Origin of the sequence: Halobellus inordinatus, from assembly GCF_024464655.1 — an archaeon.
In the GTDB taxonomy this organism is placed as follows: Archaea; Halobacteriota; Halobacteria; order Halobacteriales; family Haloferacaceae; genus Haloquadratum; species Haloquadratum inordinatus.
On record NZ_JANHAV010000007.1, the window covers coordinates 168,501 to 185,081 of the forward strand.

Below are 16,581 nucleotides of genomic sequence, written 5' to 3' on the forward strand. Positions count from 1 at the left end.
CAGGTATCTCTACCGTGTCAGAGATAGCGGAAATAATTGGCGGGATACAGATCAGCGTCGATGACCTACGCGTCCGGCGACGCCGCAAACGAACGGGCTTGCGACTCATAGGGGTTATCGTAACTGTTCGGAGATTCTCGCCGTACCGTCCGGCGAGAAATCTATGGAGACTTACGATAACCCCTATCAGTTCGAATCGAGCTGGCGTTCGACCCGATCGATGCTCTCGCGGATCTCCTGTACCATCGCCGTCTGCTCTTCGTTGGCCGCAGCGACGTCTTCGATCTCTGTCGAGATCGTCTCCGCACGACCGACCGCCGTGTCGACCGTGGCGGCGAGTTCCTCGGCACTCGCCGCTTGTTCGTCGGTTGCGTCGGCGATCTCGTCCATCCCCGAAGCCGTCTCTTGGATCGTCTCGACGATCGCGACCTGGTTCTCGACGAGGGATTCGGTGTGCTCGACGGCGTCCTGAACGTGCGTGTTCGCCGTCCCGACGTGCGTCGTCACTTCGTCTGTCGACTGGCGGATTTCCGAGACGATTCGCTCGATTTCGTCGACCTCGGACTTCGACTGTTCGGCGAGTTCCTTGATCTCGTTCGCGACCACGGCGAACCCGTTGCCGTCCTTGTCGGCGCGCGCGGCCTCGATGTTCGCGTTGAGCGCGAGGAGATTAGTCTGGTTTGCGATATCGGTGATGACCTCGACGAGCTGGTCGATCTCGTCGAGCTTTGCGACGAGACTTTGGGTACTCCTGCCGACGTTTTCGCCGGCCTCCGCGACTTGCTGTGTGACGTCCAACACAGCCTGTCCGGCCTCTTGAGACTCCTCGGCCAGTTTCCGTGCTTCGTCGCTCTGGGTGTTCACCTCCTCGGCGCTCGAAGCGATCTCCTCGATGGTCGCGCTGAACGTCGCAATCTCGCTTGAGACCTCTTCGAGGTCGTCCACTTGCGCCTGCGTGTACTCGCTGATCTCCTCGGAACTTGCAGCGACATTTTCGGCGGAGTCCTGTAACTCCGCAACTGCGGCCCCGACTTCGTCGGACATCTGCGCTTGGAGGTCTTCGAGCAACAGTCGCTGCTCGACGAGTTCGGTGACCTGCGGCGTGACCTCGAACGCGCCGATCACGGTCCCGTCCGAATCTGTCAGTGGAAAGGCGGCTGCTCGGATGTGCCACGTGTCTCCATCGGCGTTCGTGCCGGTCCGGATGTCGTCTTCGCGAATGGTCTCCCCCGTTCTGGCGACCTTCTCTGCGAGTATTTCGCTCTCGCCCTCGGTCTGGAACACGTCGTAGGCCTGTTGGCCGACCGCCTCCTCGGCCGTGTAACCGATGAGCGACTCCATCCGATCGTTCCAGTGAGTGATAACTCCATTATCATCGACGACAACGACCGGTTCCGGAAACGCGTTGACGACGGTATCGAACATCTGCCGCCAGAAGTCCAGCTTCTGCTGTAATTCCGCTTTCCCGTCCTGTTCGTTGAGTGTGACTCCCGCTGTAAGCTGCTCCGAGGTCATCTATCTCATCTCTGATAACCAATAACTGGTCCCTTGAGTCTTTCTGTGTTTCTCCGTTCTCGTTCGGCACCATAATTACCAGATAATATTTATATAAAATTATCTGTTGGTTAGTCTGGATTTGGCTTAGAGCTGCTTCTAGATCTGTTTTGGAACTGGTTCTGGGTATGTAGATATACTATACTTATTTGAAAGTATTTATTTAATATACTTGGAACTGACTATCCAAATGGCGTATCTCGACCTGAGCTAACCCATCTCCTGCAGGCGAGGTATGTGGCCCGATAACACCGGTACATTTGTTATTTATCTATGGCCCTGATTCAGGTACCGTGGCGGGCGGGCGATCACGGATCCGTACTTACGGCTCTCGCAAAGCATTTTGATAATCACAAAAAATTAAGTAAGATCGTGAGTGTCGTTCTTGTATGGGAACAGATACCGCGCCGCGGCGGATCAAGTCGGTACAGCGAGCGTGTCGGCTGTTGATCTACCTCCGGAGGGAAGGGCCGAGCACGGTATCCGGACTCGCCGCGGAGTTGGGTCTCTCTCCTGGGACGGTGCACACCTATCTGGCAACGCTGCAGGAAGCCGGATTCGTCGAACAGCGGGACGGTGCGTACGGTTTGAGCCTCGAACTCCTCCCGCTGGGTGAGCGTGTTCGGAGCCAGAATCCACTCTATCAGGTGGCAAGAGACGAGGTCGACCGACTCGCACACGCGAGCAACGGCGTCGCACATCTTCTGATCGAGTACGAAGGGAAACTGTTAGTCCTCTATGAGGTGTTCGGTGAGAAAGCCATCGGAAAAGATTTTCACGCGGCGAAACGCGATCAGCCACAAGAGCACATTCACTGTACGGCGGGCGGGAAGGCTATGCTGGCGAGACTACCGCCCGAGCGAGTCCAGGAAGTAATCGAGGCACACGGGCTGCCGGCGATCACAGAACAGACGATCTCCGAGCGCGAGGAGTTGTTGGACGAACTAGAGACGGTGCGAGACCAGGGCTACGCACTGAACGATCAAGAGCAGATGCGAGGAATCCGCGCTGTCGGCGCGCCTGTCGTCGACAGCAAGAACGGACTCATCGGCGCACTGAGCGTGTCGGGACCGGCGAGTAACTGGCGTGGGTCGTACTTCCGTGACGAACTTCCGGAACTGGTGACGAGATCTGCCCACAACGCGGAAATTGCACTCCAGTCGAGTCCGACAAGGCAGTGACTGTGAGTGGTAGCCACGATTTTATTCGTTTTGATGATACCAAAAAGAAGGTCAGACGCGATTCGCGGCTTCAGAGCGTTCGATATCGACACACTGCAAACTGCGGTCCTTCGATGCCTACTCACCCATACACTGTTCTAATGCACACCAATTGTCCTCTGCTACCTCGGCCCCGGCGATCGTATTTTATTTCCACCTTTTCAGGGAGAAATTTTTGACGATGGCAAATACGCTTCTGCACAGAACATTTATTGTGAGCATTAACAATGATGATCACGTGGTATGTCAAGCCAAACCAACTACTACGTCAGTATCGACACTGGCGGGACCTTCACCGACGGATACGTCTCGTATCCGGGCGGGTCCACGACAGTCAAGGTACCGACGACAGACCACGACCTGACCGTCTGTTTCAGGAACTGCATCGACAAAGCGGCCGATAGCCTCGATCAATCGACCGAGGAGTTCCTCGTCGACACCGACGTCATTCGCTTTTCGACAACTATCGGCACGAATACCATCATCGAGCGATCTGGGCCACAGATTGGGATGATCGTGACATCGGGCCGTAAAGACGACCTCTTCGAGACGGCTGTCGACGGTAACAGTGGCATCACAGCGCTCACTGACGAGAGTCTCGTCGCCGGCATCGACGAACGGATCGACGCCGACGGGAACGTCGTCGACCCCGTCGAGCGGGAAGACGTCCTCGAGGCGGCGAAGACCCTGATGAACCGCGGTGCAAAACTCCTCGTCATCAGCCTCTCGAACTCCTTTCACAACGCGGCCAACGAGGAACAGGCGCGCCACATAATCGAGTCCGAGTATCCACCGCACTACCTGGGGCCGAATCAGGTCCTCACAGCGAACGAAGTGAGTAGCCGTCCGGGCTATCTCGCCCGCTCGTACACGGCCCTGACCAACGCTTACATCCACCGGCCGATGGCGCGATCACTGTACAAAGCCGAGGACGACGTCCGCGACAGCGGGTACGGCAATCCGCTTCTCATTGGCCAGTCAGCCGGCGGCGTCGCGGGCGTCTCGAAGACGGTCGCGCTCCACACCTACAACTCCGGGCCGGTCGCCGGCGTCCTCGGAACGAAGGCGTTCAGCGACCTGTACGACCTCGACGCGGCCCTGAGTACCGATATGGGTGGGACGAGCATCGACATCGGACAGATCAGCGCCGGAACGGTCGAACGCGACCTCGACCCCGAAGTCGCGGAGATGCCGGTCCACATTCCGATGGTCAACGTCCACACCGCGGGCGCGGGCGGCGGATCGATCGCCTCCGTCGACGGTGGGGAACTCACGGTCGGCCCCGAAAGCGCGGGCGCAGAACCGGGACCGGCCTGCTACGACCTCGGTGGCTTCGAACCGACGACGACCGACGCCGACGTCGCACTCGGATACATCGACCCCGACTACTTCCTCGGCGGCGATCAGCAGTTGAACGCCGACCGCGCCGACGACGCCATCGAGCGGGCTGTCGCCGATCCCCTGGACACATCGATCGCCGATGCCGCCCTTCGCATTCGAGAGCGGGTCGATCAGAACATCGCAGATTCGATCACCGACCAACTCGGTGACACCGACCCCAGCGACGCCACGCTCGTCGCCTACGGCGGCGCTGGTCCGATGCACTGCTGTGACTTCGCAGAGAAAGCGGGAATCGAGCGCGTCATCACGGCGCCGGCCGCAGCGGAGTTCAGTGCGTTCGGCGGTGCGACACTCGACGTCGAGCACCGATACACCGCTGCGTTCGGCACCCGAGCGTCGGTCGATCAGCCCGACGTAGACGTCCGACAGTACAACAACCTCGTTGAAGACTTAGAGGCAGAGGCCACGCAAGATATGCGTGGTGAGGGCTTCGAGGCCGACGAAATCGGGTTCGACCTCACGATGCTCGTCCGCTCGGACACCGGCGTCGAGGAGGTTTCCGTTCCGACACGCCTCGACGAGTCGGCGGATCTCACGGACACGCTCGAAGCTGTCGCGACGGATCCGGAAGAGCGGATCGACCTGGACACGATGGTTCTCACGGCAGTCGGCCCGGTCGCTACCGAGGGTTTCAGCGAGCAAGAACTCCAAGGCGAGGACCCGAGCCACGCGCGCAAGGGCGAACGCGACGCGTACTGGCCCGAAGACGGCTGGGTATCGACGGACGTCTACCAGCGCGAATCGCTGGAACCCGGTAACGTCGTCGCCGGACGTGCTATCATCGAGGCCGAGGACACGACGTACGTGATTCCGGCGTCCTGGACGTTCGAGGTAGACGAGTACGGTCACGGAATCATCGAACGATGAGCTTCGGGGCCCCATCGGCCGTCGAATACCTCCGCGGACGGCGCGCAGAGCCGAAGCCGTACGTCCCGCTCGTCGGGCGGTTGGCCGCGGCGGTCAACCAGGTCCCGGCCGATATCTTCCTCTCGAACGCGACCCAGCAGGCGAACGCGATCCAGTCCGCCTATCGGCTGTTCGAGACCGACGCGGTCTGCACGGGTATCGACACGACACTCGTCGCCGAAGCGCTCGGCGCGGACGTCGCGTGGGACGACGACGCCACGCGCTTCGAGATCGAACGGGCGCTGGACTCGCCCGAAGACGTTGCCGATCCGACGACGGCCACTGACCGCGGTCGGCTCCCGACCGTGGTCGACGTCGGTGAACGGCTCGTGTCGGGCCTCGACGAGGCGGCGGTCGTGGGCGCCGTCCCCGGACCACTCACGACGCTCGAGGCGACGTTCGGCGACGCCGCCGCGCTCGATCAGACGTACGCTAAGCCAGTCCGTACGGCTATCGGCGAACTCGGTCGCGAATTCGGCAAGTCCGGAGTCGACGCCCTCCTCGTATACGAGGAGGCTGCGGCGTTCGACGGCGAGACGGCGGCAGCCGTGATTGCCGAGACGCTCGAAGTGCTGGGGAACATCACCGGCTTCTACGACACGCCGCTCGCGCTGGCTCCGAACGGGTACTCCGAAGCGATGGTGGACGCCGTACTCGACCGTGCTGAGCCAGCCGCGCTGCTCTTGGACACTGACGACCCGACCGCGATAGCCGACGCGCACCCGGACGTCCGCGTCGGGGGCGGCATCACAGCCGATCTGCTTTCTTCGGAGCCCGCAGAGATCACTTCCCAGGTCGAAGCCCGCTGTCGAGCGTTGCCGGAGTCTGCGTTCCTCGCCAGCGGCCGGGAACTTCCACCCGACGTCCATCCGACTGCGGTCCACGCGGTTCGGGAGGGATACGCGGATGCATAGCTCGCGGAACGAACACGTGCCCCCTCACACGGGTGCGTACGACAGTCGAACGACGACGCAACAGCGACCGAACACACGACAGGAACGACGATGGTAGAATCTGATACCGGTACCGGAACGACCAAACGAGTCGCAGAGTACCTCGCAGTCGACCTCGACGCCGAACAGTGGCAGTGTCACAACTGCGGTGAGGCGTTGGGGCCGGCAGCGGAGAATTACAAGCGGCACTGTCTCGTGAACGCACGGGACCCCCGAGAAGTCCACCCGCCGCTGATCGAGGGCGAGGAGTACACCTTTGCGCCCGATCCCGACTGGGTCCGGATCGTGGAGTTCTACTGCCCCGGATGTGGCACAATGATCGAGAACGAGTATCTCCCGCCGGGGCACCCGATCACGCACGATACCGAACTGGACTTAGAGAGCCTGAAGGAGGACGTCAAATGACGACGCGAATCAACATCGACGCGGGCGGCACGTTCACCGACTGCTTCACGCTCCACGACGGTGACGTCGTCTCCGCGAAGACGCCGACGACGGAGCACGATATGTCGGAGTGCTTCTTCCAGGGGATAGACAAGTGCGCCCGCCAGCTCGATCTGTCGCTCGAGGATCTCATCGGCGATGTGGACTCGATTCGGTACTCCACGACGACGGCGATGAACCGTCTTATCGAGCGCAAGGGACCGAAACTCGGATTGCTCACGACCGCCGGCGTGCAGGACTACCCACAGATCGGCCGCGGACCGCGCTGGGCAGACGGGCTGACTGACAGCGAACAGCGGAACATCTCGGACGCGAAGAAGCCGGAGTACCTCGTGCCCGACTCCCGAACGAACGGGATCCGGGAGCGCGTCGACAGCGAGGGCAACGTCCTCCGGCCGTTAGACGAAGAACACGCACGCGAGCAGATCCGCGACCTCGTCGACAAGGGGGCACGCGCTATCGTGGTGAATTTGCTGTGGTCGTACGCCTATCCCGACCACGAGCAGCGCCTGCGCGAACTCGTCCGCGAGGAGTACCCACCGTCGTATCTCGGGAGCATCCCCGTGTTCCTCTCTTCGGAGGTGATGCCGACGAAACAGGAGTACGAGCGCACGAACACGACGCTGCTCGACGCGTACCTCTCCGAACTGATGCAGGAGCACATCGCGGACATCAAAGACCGCCTGGAGGCCCACGGTTACGAAGGCGACATCCAGATGCTCCACAACACCGGCGGGATGGCCGAATCTTACAAGACGACCGCCGTCGAGACGTTCAACGGCGGCCCGGTGGCCGGCCTGAAGGGCGGCGAGTACCTCTGTGACGTGCTCGATTACGACAAAGCCGTCGTGACTGATATGGGCGGGACGAGCTTCGACATCGGCATCCTCACCCGCGGCGGCGTGCAGTCCTACGAGTTCGAGCCAGTCATCGACCGCTGGCGCGTCTCCGGCACGATGATCGAGTCGAAATCGATCGGAGCCGGAGGCGGGTCGATCGCCTCCGTCAACGACGAGCTGGGCGGTCGGATCGAAGTCGGTCCCGAGAGCGCGGGCGCCGACCCCGGCCCGGCCTGCTACAATCGCGGCGGGACGCAGCCGACGGTGACCGATGCCGACGTCGTGCTCGGATTCATCGATCCCGAGAAGTTCTACGCGGGCAATCAGCGCCTGGCGGTCGATAGAGCCGAGGAAGCGATCGAGACCCACGTCGCCGAGCCTGCGGGGATGGACGTCGCCGAAGCGGCCTCGAACATCCGCCGGATCACCGACGGGAATATGGGGAACACCGTACGGAAGGAGACGATGCTTCGGGGGCACGACCCCCGCGAGTTCGCTCTCTATAGCTTCGGCGGGGCTGGCCCGCTGCACGCCGCCTCGTACTCATCGTATCTCGACATCGACACCGTCGTCACGACGCCGTACTCGCCGGTGTTCTGCGCGATGGGGTCGGCGACGATGGACACGCTTCACATCTACGAGCAGTCCGAGTCGATGTACCTCCGTGACTCCGGCGAGGAAGCGGAGTACGGCACGGACTACGAGACGTTCAACGAGGTCGTCGCAGAACTGAAGGCAAAGGGTCGTCGCGACATCAAGAGTGAGGGTTACGACCCCGACGAGATCGTCTACGATCTCGAACTAGATATGCGGTTCGGCGGGCAGATCCACGTCGCGCGGATCCGGTCGCCGCGGATCGAACTCACGGACGAATCAGACGTCGAAGCCGTCTGTGATCACTTCATCGACCAGTACAAAGATCGGTTCTCCCCGTACTCGGTCACGCCGAGTCACGGCATCACCGTGGAGAACTTCGCGCTCCGCGCCCGGGTCGAGAGCCCCGACATCCAACTGCCGACTGCGTCGATGCAGCAGCCCGATCCGTCGCCCGCACGGGCGGGGTCCCGCGACATCCGCTGGAGCGGTGCCGACGGCTTCGTCTCGACGCCGGTCTTCGAGTACGAGGACCTGCGCGCCGGGATGGAGATCGACGGGCCTGCCGTCGTCGACGCCGATTACACCACGACGGCAGTGCCGGAGGGCTGGGAGTACCGACTCGACGAATATCGGAACGGCATCCTCGAAAACGGAGGCACCCAATGACTGTCAATCGCGATCAGCTGATCGACTGGCTCGACCTCGAAGAACCGTCCGCGGAGGAACTGGCCTGTATGGACGAACTGGAGCACGGCGACTACGAGATCTACTCCGAGCGACTGCGGCTCATCCTCGACGAGGGGATGGACGTCTTCGTCCGCTCGGGCGTCTCGCAGTTCATCGCCGCCCGCGACCTCGCGGTGGCGATCTACACTCCGGAGGGGGACCTCGTCGACTCGGCGGCAGGGGCGTATCTCCACGTCGTCACGGGCATCCCGCCGCTGAAGTACGTCATCAACAACTTCGCCGATGACGAGACCGTCGGCGTCGAACCCGGCGACGTCTTCTACGCGAACGACGCCCTGTACGGTGGGATTCACAACCCCGACCAGATCGCGTTTATGCCCGTCTTCGACGACGGCGAGATTATGGCGTGGGTATCGGCTGCAGCCCACACCACCGAGACCGGCGCGATCGAACCGGGTGGGATGCCGATCTCCGCGCGGACCCGCCACGACGAGGGAATGAAGCTCTCGCCGATCAAGATCGGAGAGAACTACCAGCTAAAGAGCGATATGGTGGAGATGCAGAAGAACTTCATCTCCCGTGCGCCCCGGATGCACGAGATCGACCTGCGGGCCCGCGTCACGACCTGCGACCGGGTCCGCCGGCGCATTAAGGAACTTATCATCGACAAACAGGGTCCGGACTTCTTCAAAGGACTGCTCCGTCGAAACATCAAGGAGTCTCGGGAGGGCGCGAAAAAGCGCGTCGACGAGTGGAACGATGGCGCCTTCCGGACCGTTCACTTCGCTGACTCGGTCGGATACGAGGACGGCCTCTGGCGCCTCAACGCGGAGATGGAGAAAGACGGCCCCGAAATCCTCATCGACTACACCGGCACGTCGCCGGAGAACGACGGGGCGTACAACTCACAGCCGGTCGCGTCGATCGCACACACCGCAAACTACCTGTTCAGTGTCCCCTTCCACGACCTCCCGAAGAGCAACGGGACCTACGACCTGATCGACTTCGAGATCCCGAAGGGGACGATTCTCTATCCGGACGCCGAGGCGTCGACGGTCCAAGCCGTGATGGTGAATCAGGTGATTATGGACTCGACGACGACGATGTTCTCGCGGTCGATGTACGACGACGAGACCGAGAACGAACACGTCACTGCGCCGATGGCCAACACCGGCCCGGGGTACGCCTTCGGCGGTGTGAGCCAGCACGGCGAACCGGTCGCCGACCTGATGTCCCACGGGCTCAACACAGACGGGACGGGCGGACAAGCCCGTCGCGACGGCGAGGACGAGGCGATCTTCCCGTGGTGTCCCTTCGGCCACGCCTCGAATATGGAGTTCGTCGAGAACGAGTACCCGTTCACGCATCAGTTCTTCCGGCACGGCACCGACTCCTGCGGGCACGGCAAGCACCGGGGCGGGATCGGGATGCAGATCGGCTATATGATGCATCACGTTCCCGTCGTCGAGTGGCTCTCGATCTGTCACAACTCGAAACTCGTGACGGGGCAGGGGCTCTTCGGCGGGTACGCACCCCGGACGATTCCCGGCATCACCATCACCAACTCCGACCTGAAAGACCGGATGAAAAACGGGGAGTACGTCCCCGACGACCTCATCGAACTGCTCCAGGAACGGACGCTTGACGCTGACTACAACATCACCAGCCACGTGCGGGAGTCCCAGCCCTACGAGAACGGGGACCTGTTCATCGGGCACTCCGGCGGCGGGTGTGGCTACGGTGACGTCCTCGAACGCGATCCCGAGGACGTGATGAAAGACATCGAGGACAACCGCGTGACGCACCGCTCGGCCGACGAACTCTACCAGATCGAGTACGACGAGGACACGCTAACCGTCGACGAAGACGCGACCGAACAGCGGCGCGAGGCGTTCCGCGAGCAACGCCTGGAGGAGGCGCAGTCGTTCGACGCATTCATCGACGAGTGGGAGGAGAAGAAACCGCCCGAGGAGATTCTCGACCACTACGGCTCCTGGCCGGACGGCGAGAAGGAAGCGCCCGTGCTGCGGCAGTAACGCGGCGTCTCTGCCGTTCTATTTTTCGCTGCGGCTTTCTACAGGCGGAGCAGGCGAGTGCCTCGGGGTCACTTTCTGTCGCTGTTAGTCTTCGACCACCACGAGATCGGCTTTGTACTCCGAGAGCTCGATGTCGTCGAGATCGACCAGTCGCGGTTCGACGCGGACTTTCAGGTGCGATCGGACTGCGTCCACGACGTCGCCGGCGATCTCGTCTTCGCTCCGTGCAGTGTCCGGGTCGACGACGACCTCTAGCGGGATCGGCTTCTCGAAGTGGACCTGGTCGGCGTCGGGGACGACCACGCGGACGTGCGGCTGGGCGCCGTCGACGTCGGAGACGACGTCGCGGAGCGCGGAGGGAAAGACGTTCATCCCCTTGTAGATCAGCATATCGTCGGTGCGACCGATGCACTGGATCTTCGGGGAGGTCCGCCCGCACTCGCATTCGGTTCCGGTGACCCGTGCGACGTCGCCGGAGCGGAACCGGAGCAGCGGCGTCGCTTCGCGCTGGAGCGGCGTGTAGACGAGTTCGCCCTCGGCGCCATCCTCGAAGGGGACCACCTCCTCGGTCTCGGGATCGACGAGTTCCACGTGGGCGTGTTCCTGTCCGTGGAAGTGCATCCCGTTCTCGGCCTCGCACTCGGACCACAGACACGCCACGACGTCCCCCAGACCCATTATTTCACGGACGTCTGTGGCGTCCCAGGCGTCGTAGAGATCTTCGCGAATCTCGGGGTTCGCGATACCGGGGCCGCCACCGCCGATGAGCTTCGTGACAGGGAGTTCGTCGACGTCGTGATCGAGCAGTTCGGGGGCGCGCTCGGAGAGGTATCGGAGATGCGACGTCGTCGTGAAGAGGACGTCGCCGTCGAGGTCGGTCGTGGCGGAAAGGAGTCGCTCCGTCGTCCCACCGCCCGCTGGGACGACGTTGCTGCCGAGTTTCGTCAGCCCCTCGAAGTAGGGCGTGCCCCCGGGGACCATCGTCTGGCCGACGCCGAAGATGAGGGTGTCGTCCGGTCGGATGCCCGCAGCGTAGAAACACCGCTTGAGGACCTGGTTCCACTTCTTTCTGTCTCGCTCGGTGAGGCCGAAGTACGTCGGCTTACCCGTCGTCCCAGACGAGGAGATCGTCCGGTTTAGTCGCTCTGTCGCCACGGCTTGGTGCTCTCCGAGCGGTCTCTCAGGGTCGGTGTCGGCCTGACACGCCCGTTCGTCGTCCTTCGTCGTGAACGGCACAGCACGAAGCGCCTCGATCGAGTCGATGTCCTCCGGATCGATGCCCCACTCGTCGAACTTCCGCTGGTAGTATTCGGACTCCGCGGCGAGGTAGTCGACTTGTTGATCGAGAAGTTCGCTGTGACGCTCTTGGATCTCTGCCCACGGTTCGGTCTCTATGGAATCGTATACGTCGCTCATTCATCCGGGTCTCAACCCGGAGAGAATTATATCTTTGGCAACGAATGCCATATTGGACCAGGCTGATCGCGGTACAGTCCACTCGTCTCGTCTTCGGACACTGAACGTCCAGCACACCGCAGCGTGCGTCGCCCGAGCCGAGAGAGCTACTCTCTGACTGCCTCCCGGCGCCCGGCGATCAGATCGAAGTCGGCTTCGGTATCGCCCAGAACGAACAGCGCGTAGTACCGGAGGTACGTCTGCACGGGGACGGCGACGAGCAGACCGAGGACGAAGATCGCGAGGACGAAGATCAGGGCCGCAGCGGCGATCAGAATCCACCCGACAATTTCGACCACGGAGAGGAGCGCGACGCCCACGAGACCCACGATTCCGAGCGGGATCGCGGCCACGAGGGCGCCCAGAACTGTCGCGATGCTCGCGAGGATACCTGCCGCGATCTGAAGGATAAACGAGACGACCGCGTAGGCGAGATACTGCTTCCACTGCCCGGTCAGCGTAGGCCAGAATCGCCGCCACGAAGCGAGCAACGCTCGGTCCTCGAGGAGCATAATCGGGACGACGAAGTTCGTCGTGAACCCACCGACGAGACCGCTGACGATTCCAACGACGACGAAAACCGGAATTGCGAGAAACACCAACCCGAGTGCGAAGCCACCATCGCCAACGAGAAGCGGCCACAGGATCGCCGCGAGGATGGCGACGATGACGGTCAGCGTGAGTAGGCCGAATAAAAGTCGAAATCCGAACAGTCGGGCGCCCAACCGCCAGCGGTCGCGCCAGTAACTTCGAATCGACACTGCCTCTCGGCGGAGAGATTCGACGAAGACGAACTCCATCACCGATCCCACGAACAGGAATCCGAGGAGGATCGAAGCGATAAGCGCGAAGATGACCGCGATCACGAGCAGTTCGACGCCGCCGGGAGCAGCGAACTCCGGCGACGGTGTCCCCGAGGGGAGCGGGGCTTCGGAACCGGGACCGGGGCCGGTCGGCGCGCTACCAGTGAACTGAAACGGTGCGAACCCGCCGGTACCGCCGACGAAGAAGATGACCACTGCCAACCGCAGCCATCGGCCTCGATCGAACGGCCAGAGAAACGCTCGCGTCGCTTCGATCGCGTCGTCGATCGCTTCGACAGCGTAGAGCGTCATCGTCGCTGCTCCCGCGCCAAGAGCGCATTCGGCTCGGACGTTCGTCCTGGTTGGTGCCGTTCGTGCGTCGGCGTCGGTCGGTCTATCGGGACGTGTCTCGGTTGATGGCGTGGGTCGTCTCTATCGTTGGAGGTCGCGTGCGGGGAACCAATCCGTAGCATTGCATCTCATAACCTCTCACCATAACAAAATAACACTTTTGCAACCAAACAAGCGAGATGAGAGAATATAGCGAGCGTTCATATTCGTATAAGTATACCATAATGAATCTTAAATACCACATATATGATAATATCTTCTAAATATAAAATATTTTATCTATTTTCCAATCATCTATTATGTATATTTTGTGTATGGATGTACGCTAAATCTATGGAAAAATGGAATTAGCTGTAAAATAGTTTTATCCTAGTACAATTCATTAAATAGATATTTTTCTACACTCATTGTGATGATGTTTTGTTCGGCCCAGAAACGGAGCGTAATATATCCGATCCAATAGTATTTTGAGAGACTGTCTCAGCAGAGGAGTATGAACGACGAGACAGTCGGCATCGCACTGGTGGTCGCCTCTGCCGTCGGTTTCGGAACACTCGGGATATTCGGCGTCATCGCCGCCGATGCGGGTCTCACAATCCCGACCGTTCTCGCGCTCCGGTTCGGTCTCGCATCGGTCGTCGTCTGGGCGGTGCTTTGGCACCGTGGCACGTTCCGACTGCCCAGCGGCCGAATTCTCGCGATCGCGTTCGCTCTCGGAGCCGGTGGATACGCGACGCAGAGCGCCCTGTATTTCTTCGGCCTCGAATTTATGAGCGCAGGAATGGTCGCGATCGTCCTCTACACCTATCCGGCGTTCGTCGTCTGTTTGACTGCGCTTCTCCACCCTGAACGGGTGACACCGACACTGGTGGGTGCACTGGGACTCTCGATCGGCGGGGTCGCCCTCGTTACCGGGGTCGATCCGGTCGGCGTCGATCCGCGGGGCGTCCTCGTCGTTCTCGGAGCCGCGTTCGCGTACTCGCTGTACATCATCGTGAGCCAGCGAGCGCTCACGACGGTCGACGCCGAGACGCTGACGGCGTTCGTGTTACCCGCGGCCGCCACGAGCTTCTTTGTATTCGGCATCGGAACGGGACGGTTTGCGATGCCGGTCGGAGCCACGGCCTGGGGGTCCGTGTTGGCGATCGCGACTCTCGCGACGGTCGTGCCAGTCCTCACCTTCTTCGCCGGCATCGCAAAGATCGGAGCGAGTCGAGCGAGCATCATCAGCACTGCCGAACCGGGCGTGACTGTGGCTCTCGGGGCGCTCGTTCTGGGCGAGTCGGTTTCCGTCGTGACACTCGTCGGTGGTACTCTCGTCGTCGCCGGCGTGATCCTCATCCAACGGGAAGGAACCGCCTGAAGGTTGACCTCCTCCTCCGCGTGAACGCGGAGGAATCCCACCACGGGATTTCAGGCCGAGCGTGGCCCTACGGTTTCAAGACGCATACGTTCCACGCGTCACTTGCTGGGTTTCAGCATCCGTGTGGCTGTCTTGTGGGGCGGTCAAACGCCCCCCATCCTCAGCCGAGTCATCGTCGTTCTCGTGTTCTTTGAAACGACTCTCTCCGCTGAGGTAGCGGTCTGCGATGTTCACCGCTCCGTTCACGTCCGCTTGGTACTCGCCCATCCAGCACGCATCGTTCGTACACTTGAACGTCGCCTGTTGTGGGCGGTATCCTACCCCACCGCACGCATGGCACTCTTTCGAGGTGTTTCGCGGGTTCACCGTCTCGACGGGGATACCCTTCTCGACGGCCTTGTAGCGTATCTGCGCGTGGAGTTTGGCGAATCCCCATCCGTGGAGACGACGGTTCATATACGCGCCGTAGTCCATATTCTCCCGTATGTACGTCAGGTCTTCCAGAACAAGAACGGGATTCTCAACGGATTCGGCGTACTCCACGACTTCGCGGGTGACGCGGTGGAACACGTCGTCTATCTGGTTCCACAGGTCGTCACCGAAGGACTCCGCGATACGCTCGCTTCCGCGAGTCTGAAGTCGCCTCGTGGCGGTGAAGTAGGTCTTGCGAAGCCGACGAACAGTCTTGCCCTCGTCGGCCCACAGTTCGGGAGCGGTCGGAGAACCGTACCTGTCACGGTGACACACCGTGACAAGACTCGCTTCTCCCAATGTCCACGCCTATCGGCGTCCTGTCGAGCCCAGCGAGACAGGGCTCGCCAGACTCGTCTGGCGGCGTCCGCTCGTCGGCGGACGCCTCAGATTGCTCGGCCACGTCGCGGGTAGCGGTGACGTGGAGATACCACGTTCCGTTCCGCTCGAAGAGCCGACTCTCACCCATTTCGGCGTCGTCTGCGTACAACGCTTCAAGCCACTCCCGCTGTTCGGGATTGGCGCGTGCCGGAATCCAGAGGTGGTAATCCTCGTGGTGCGGGACTTTGACGTACCACTCGATAGCGTTCTGTGGCTGGTGGTCGAGTTGCAGTCCCTCGTTGGTGAACCGTATCGGGTGGTCATCGTGCAGTGCGTCGGCGTTGTAGCTGTTCCCACAGAGCTGTGGGACGTACTTCTTGAGGGCGTTTTTGGCGTAGCCGCTCAGGTCGTACTCGACAACCACGTCGTTGGCGGCAGACTGTGTGTCACAGTCAGCGGCGAAGGCGGCCTGAAGCGCCTGCTGGTAGGCGTCCCGCGTCTCACGAAGCTTCTGTCGCTTGTGGACGTTCGGGTCCACAAGCTTCAGTTCGAGCGTTTTCGTGAGTTCGGTCACGCTTGGGCCTCCTTGTGTCGGTTGATGTAGTTCTCGACAGTTTCGCTGGAGACGTGGCCGGCTGTTCCGGCGTAGTAGCCGCGTGCCCACCGGATTTTCTCGCCGTCGTGGTCGGCGTGGCGGTGGTTGTACTTCCGCGAGGAAATGCCCTTGAACCAGTTGGCGAGCAGTGATGGGCTGTGTTTGGGCGGGCTACTGACGAACAGGTGAACGTGGTCGGGCTGAACAGTCAGGTTTTGAATGTCCAAGCCTTTCTCGTCGGCAATTTCGTGGAGGATGGATTCCACACGGTCGGCAACCTCTCCCGTCAGTACCGCGTTGCGGTACTTCGGGAGCCACACTATGTGGTAGTTGAGGTTGTAGGTTGCGTGCCGTGTGGTCTTCATCCGTGCTACACACTATGGTTATACGCGGAACAGGCGCAATACCACGGCCTCCAGGCCGTGGATACGCGCCGTCACACCGGGCAACAGACCACTGTTCAAACGGTTTTCCTGAGTTCCCCACGGTGACGTTTAAGTGACAGGCCAACCTATATCGAGGTAGGAATCGGTCGGAACGGAGCGGATTCCGAACCGTCCTTCGGAGGCGGCCTGTCCGCCCACC

11 protein-coding genes and 1 pseudogene are annotated in these 16,581 nt (G+C 61.3%); 7 read left to right on the forward strand and 5 right to left on the reverse strand.

Annotation, left to right across the window (positions count from 1 at the left end; genetic code table 11):
- Positions 1-186 precede the first annotated feature (186 nt).
- Positions 187-1,515 carry a methyl-accepting chemotaxis protein gene (locus tag NO347_RS13570; protein ID WP_256290150.1) on the reverse strand — a complete coding sequence of 443 codons (1,329 nt, stop codon included), beginning with the start codon at positions 1,513-1,515 and terminating at the stop codon, positions 187-189.
- A 428-nt stretch (positions 1,516-1,943) separates the two neighbouring features.
- Here NO347_RS13570 and NO347_RS13575 point away from each other — a divergent pair, with 428 nt between their 5' ends.
- The 6 genes from NO347_RS13575 to NO347_RS13600 all read left to right on the forward strand — a co-directional run bounded on the left by NO347_RS13575 (position 1,944) and on the right by NO347_RS13600 (position 10,637).
- Positions 1,944-2,735, forward strand: a complete 792-nt coding sequence (locus tag NO347_RS13575) for an IclR family transcriptional regulator (RefSeq protein ID WP_256290151.1) — start codon at positions 1,944-1,946, stop codon at positions 2,733-2,735.
- A 282-nt stretch (positions 2,736-3,017) separates the two neighbouring features.
- On the forward strand, positions 3,018-5,042 hold the full coding sequence (locus NO347_RS13580; protein WP_256290152.1) for a hydantoinase/oxoprolinase family protein: 2,025 nt from the start codon (positions 3,018-3,020) through the stop codon (positions 5,040-5,042).
- Positions 5,039-5,995, forward strand: coding sequence for a uroporphyrinogen decarboxylase family protein (locus NO347_RS13585; RefSeq protein WP_256290153.1), 957 nt, complete (start codon positions 5,039-5,041; stop codon positions 5,993-5,995). Before NO347_RS13580 ends, NO347_RS13585 begins: the two co-directional genes overlap by 4 nt.
- Positions 5,996-6,085: 90 nt before the next feature.
- The gene (locus NO347_RS13590) at positions 6,086-6,439 is read left to right on the forward strand and encodes an acetone carboxylase subunit gamma (RefSeq protein WP_256290154.1); all 354 of its coding nucleotides are present in this window, start codon (positions 6,086-6,088) and stop codon (positions 6,437-6,439) included.
- Complete coding sequence (locus NO347_RS13595; protein WP_256290155.1) at positions 6,436-8,580, forward strand: hydantoinase/oxoprolinase family protein; 2,145 nt, start codon at positions 6,436-6,438, stop codon at positions 8,578-8,580. Before NO347_RS13590 ends, NO347_RS13595 begins: the two co-directional genes overlap by 4 nt.
- Positions 8,577-10,637, forward strand: a complete 2,061-nt coding sequence (locus NO347_RS13600) for a hydantoinase B/oxoprolinase family protein (RefSeq protein ID WP_256290157.1) — start codon at positions 8,577-8,579, stop codon at positions 10,635-10,637. Before NO347_RS13595 ends, NO347_RS13600 begins: the two co-directional genes overlap by 4 nt.
- Before the next feature lie 84 nt (positions 10,638-10,721).
- Here the strand turns inward: NO347_RS13600 and NO347_RS13605 are convergent, their stop codons facing one another.
- Together NO347_RS13605 and NO347_RS13610 are read right to left on the reverse strand one after the other, a co-directional pair.
- Positions 10,722-12,053, reverse strand: coding sequence for a phenylacetate--CoA ligase family protein (locus NO347_RS13605; RefSeq protein ID WP_256290159.1), 1,332 nt, complete (start codon positions 12,051-12,053; stop codon positions 10,722-10,724).
- A gap of 146 nt (positions 12,054-12,199) precedes the next feature.
- Positions 12,200-13,207, reverse strand: a complete 1,008-nt coding sequence (locus tag NO347_RS13610) for a DUF7544 domain-containing protein (protein WP_256290160.1) — start codon at positions 13,205-13,207, stop codon at positions 12,200-12,202.
- A 532-nt stretch (positions 13,208-13,739) separates the two neighbouring features.
- On the opposite strand from NO347_RS13610, the gene NO347_RS13615 reads away from it, so the two are divergent.
- The gene (locus NO347_RS13615; RefSeq protein ID WP_256290161.1) at positions 13,740-14,609 is read left to right on the forward strand and encodes a DMT family transporter; all 870 of its coding nucleotides are present in this window, start codon (positions 13,740-13,742) and stop codon (positions 14,607-14,609) included.
- A gap of 75 nt (positions 14,610-14,684) precedes the next feature.
- Here NO347_RS13615 and NO347_RS13620 read toward each other — a convergent pair.
- Positions 14,685-15,975, reverse strand: a pseudogene (locus tag NO347_RS13620) (RNA-guided endonuclease InsQ/TnpB family protein).
- A complete protein-coding gene (gene tnpA / locus NO347_RS13625) occupies positions 15,972-16,361 on the reverse strand; it encodes an IS200/IS605 family transposase (protein ID WP_256290162.1) in 390 nt (129 codons plus the stop codon). The pseudogene NO347_RS13620 and the gene tnpA overlap by 4 nt, the downstream one beginning before the upstream one ends.
- Positions 16,362-16,581 lie beyond the last annotated feature (220 nt).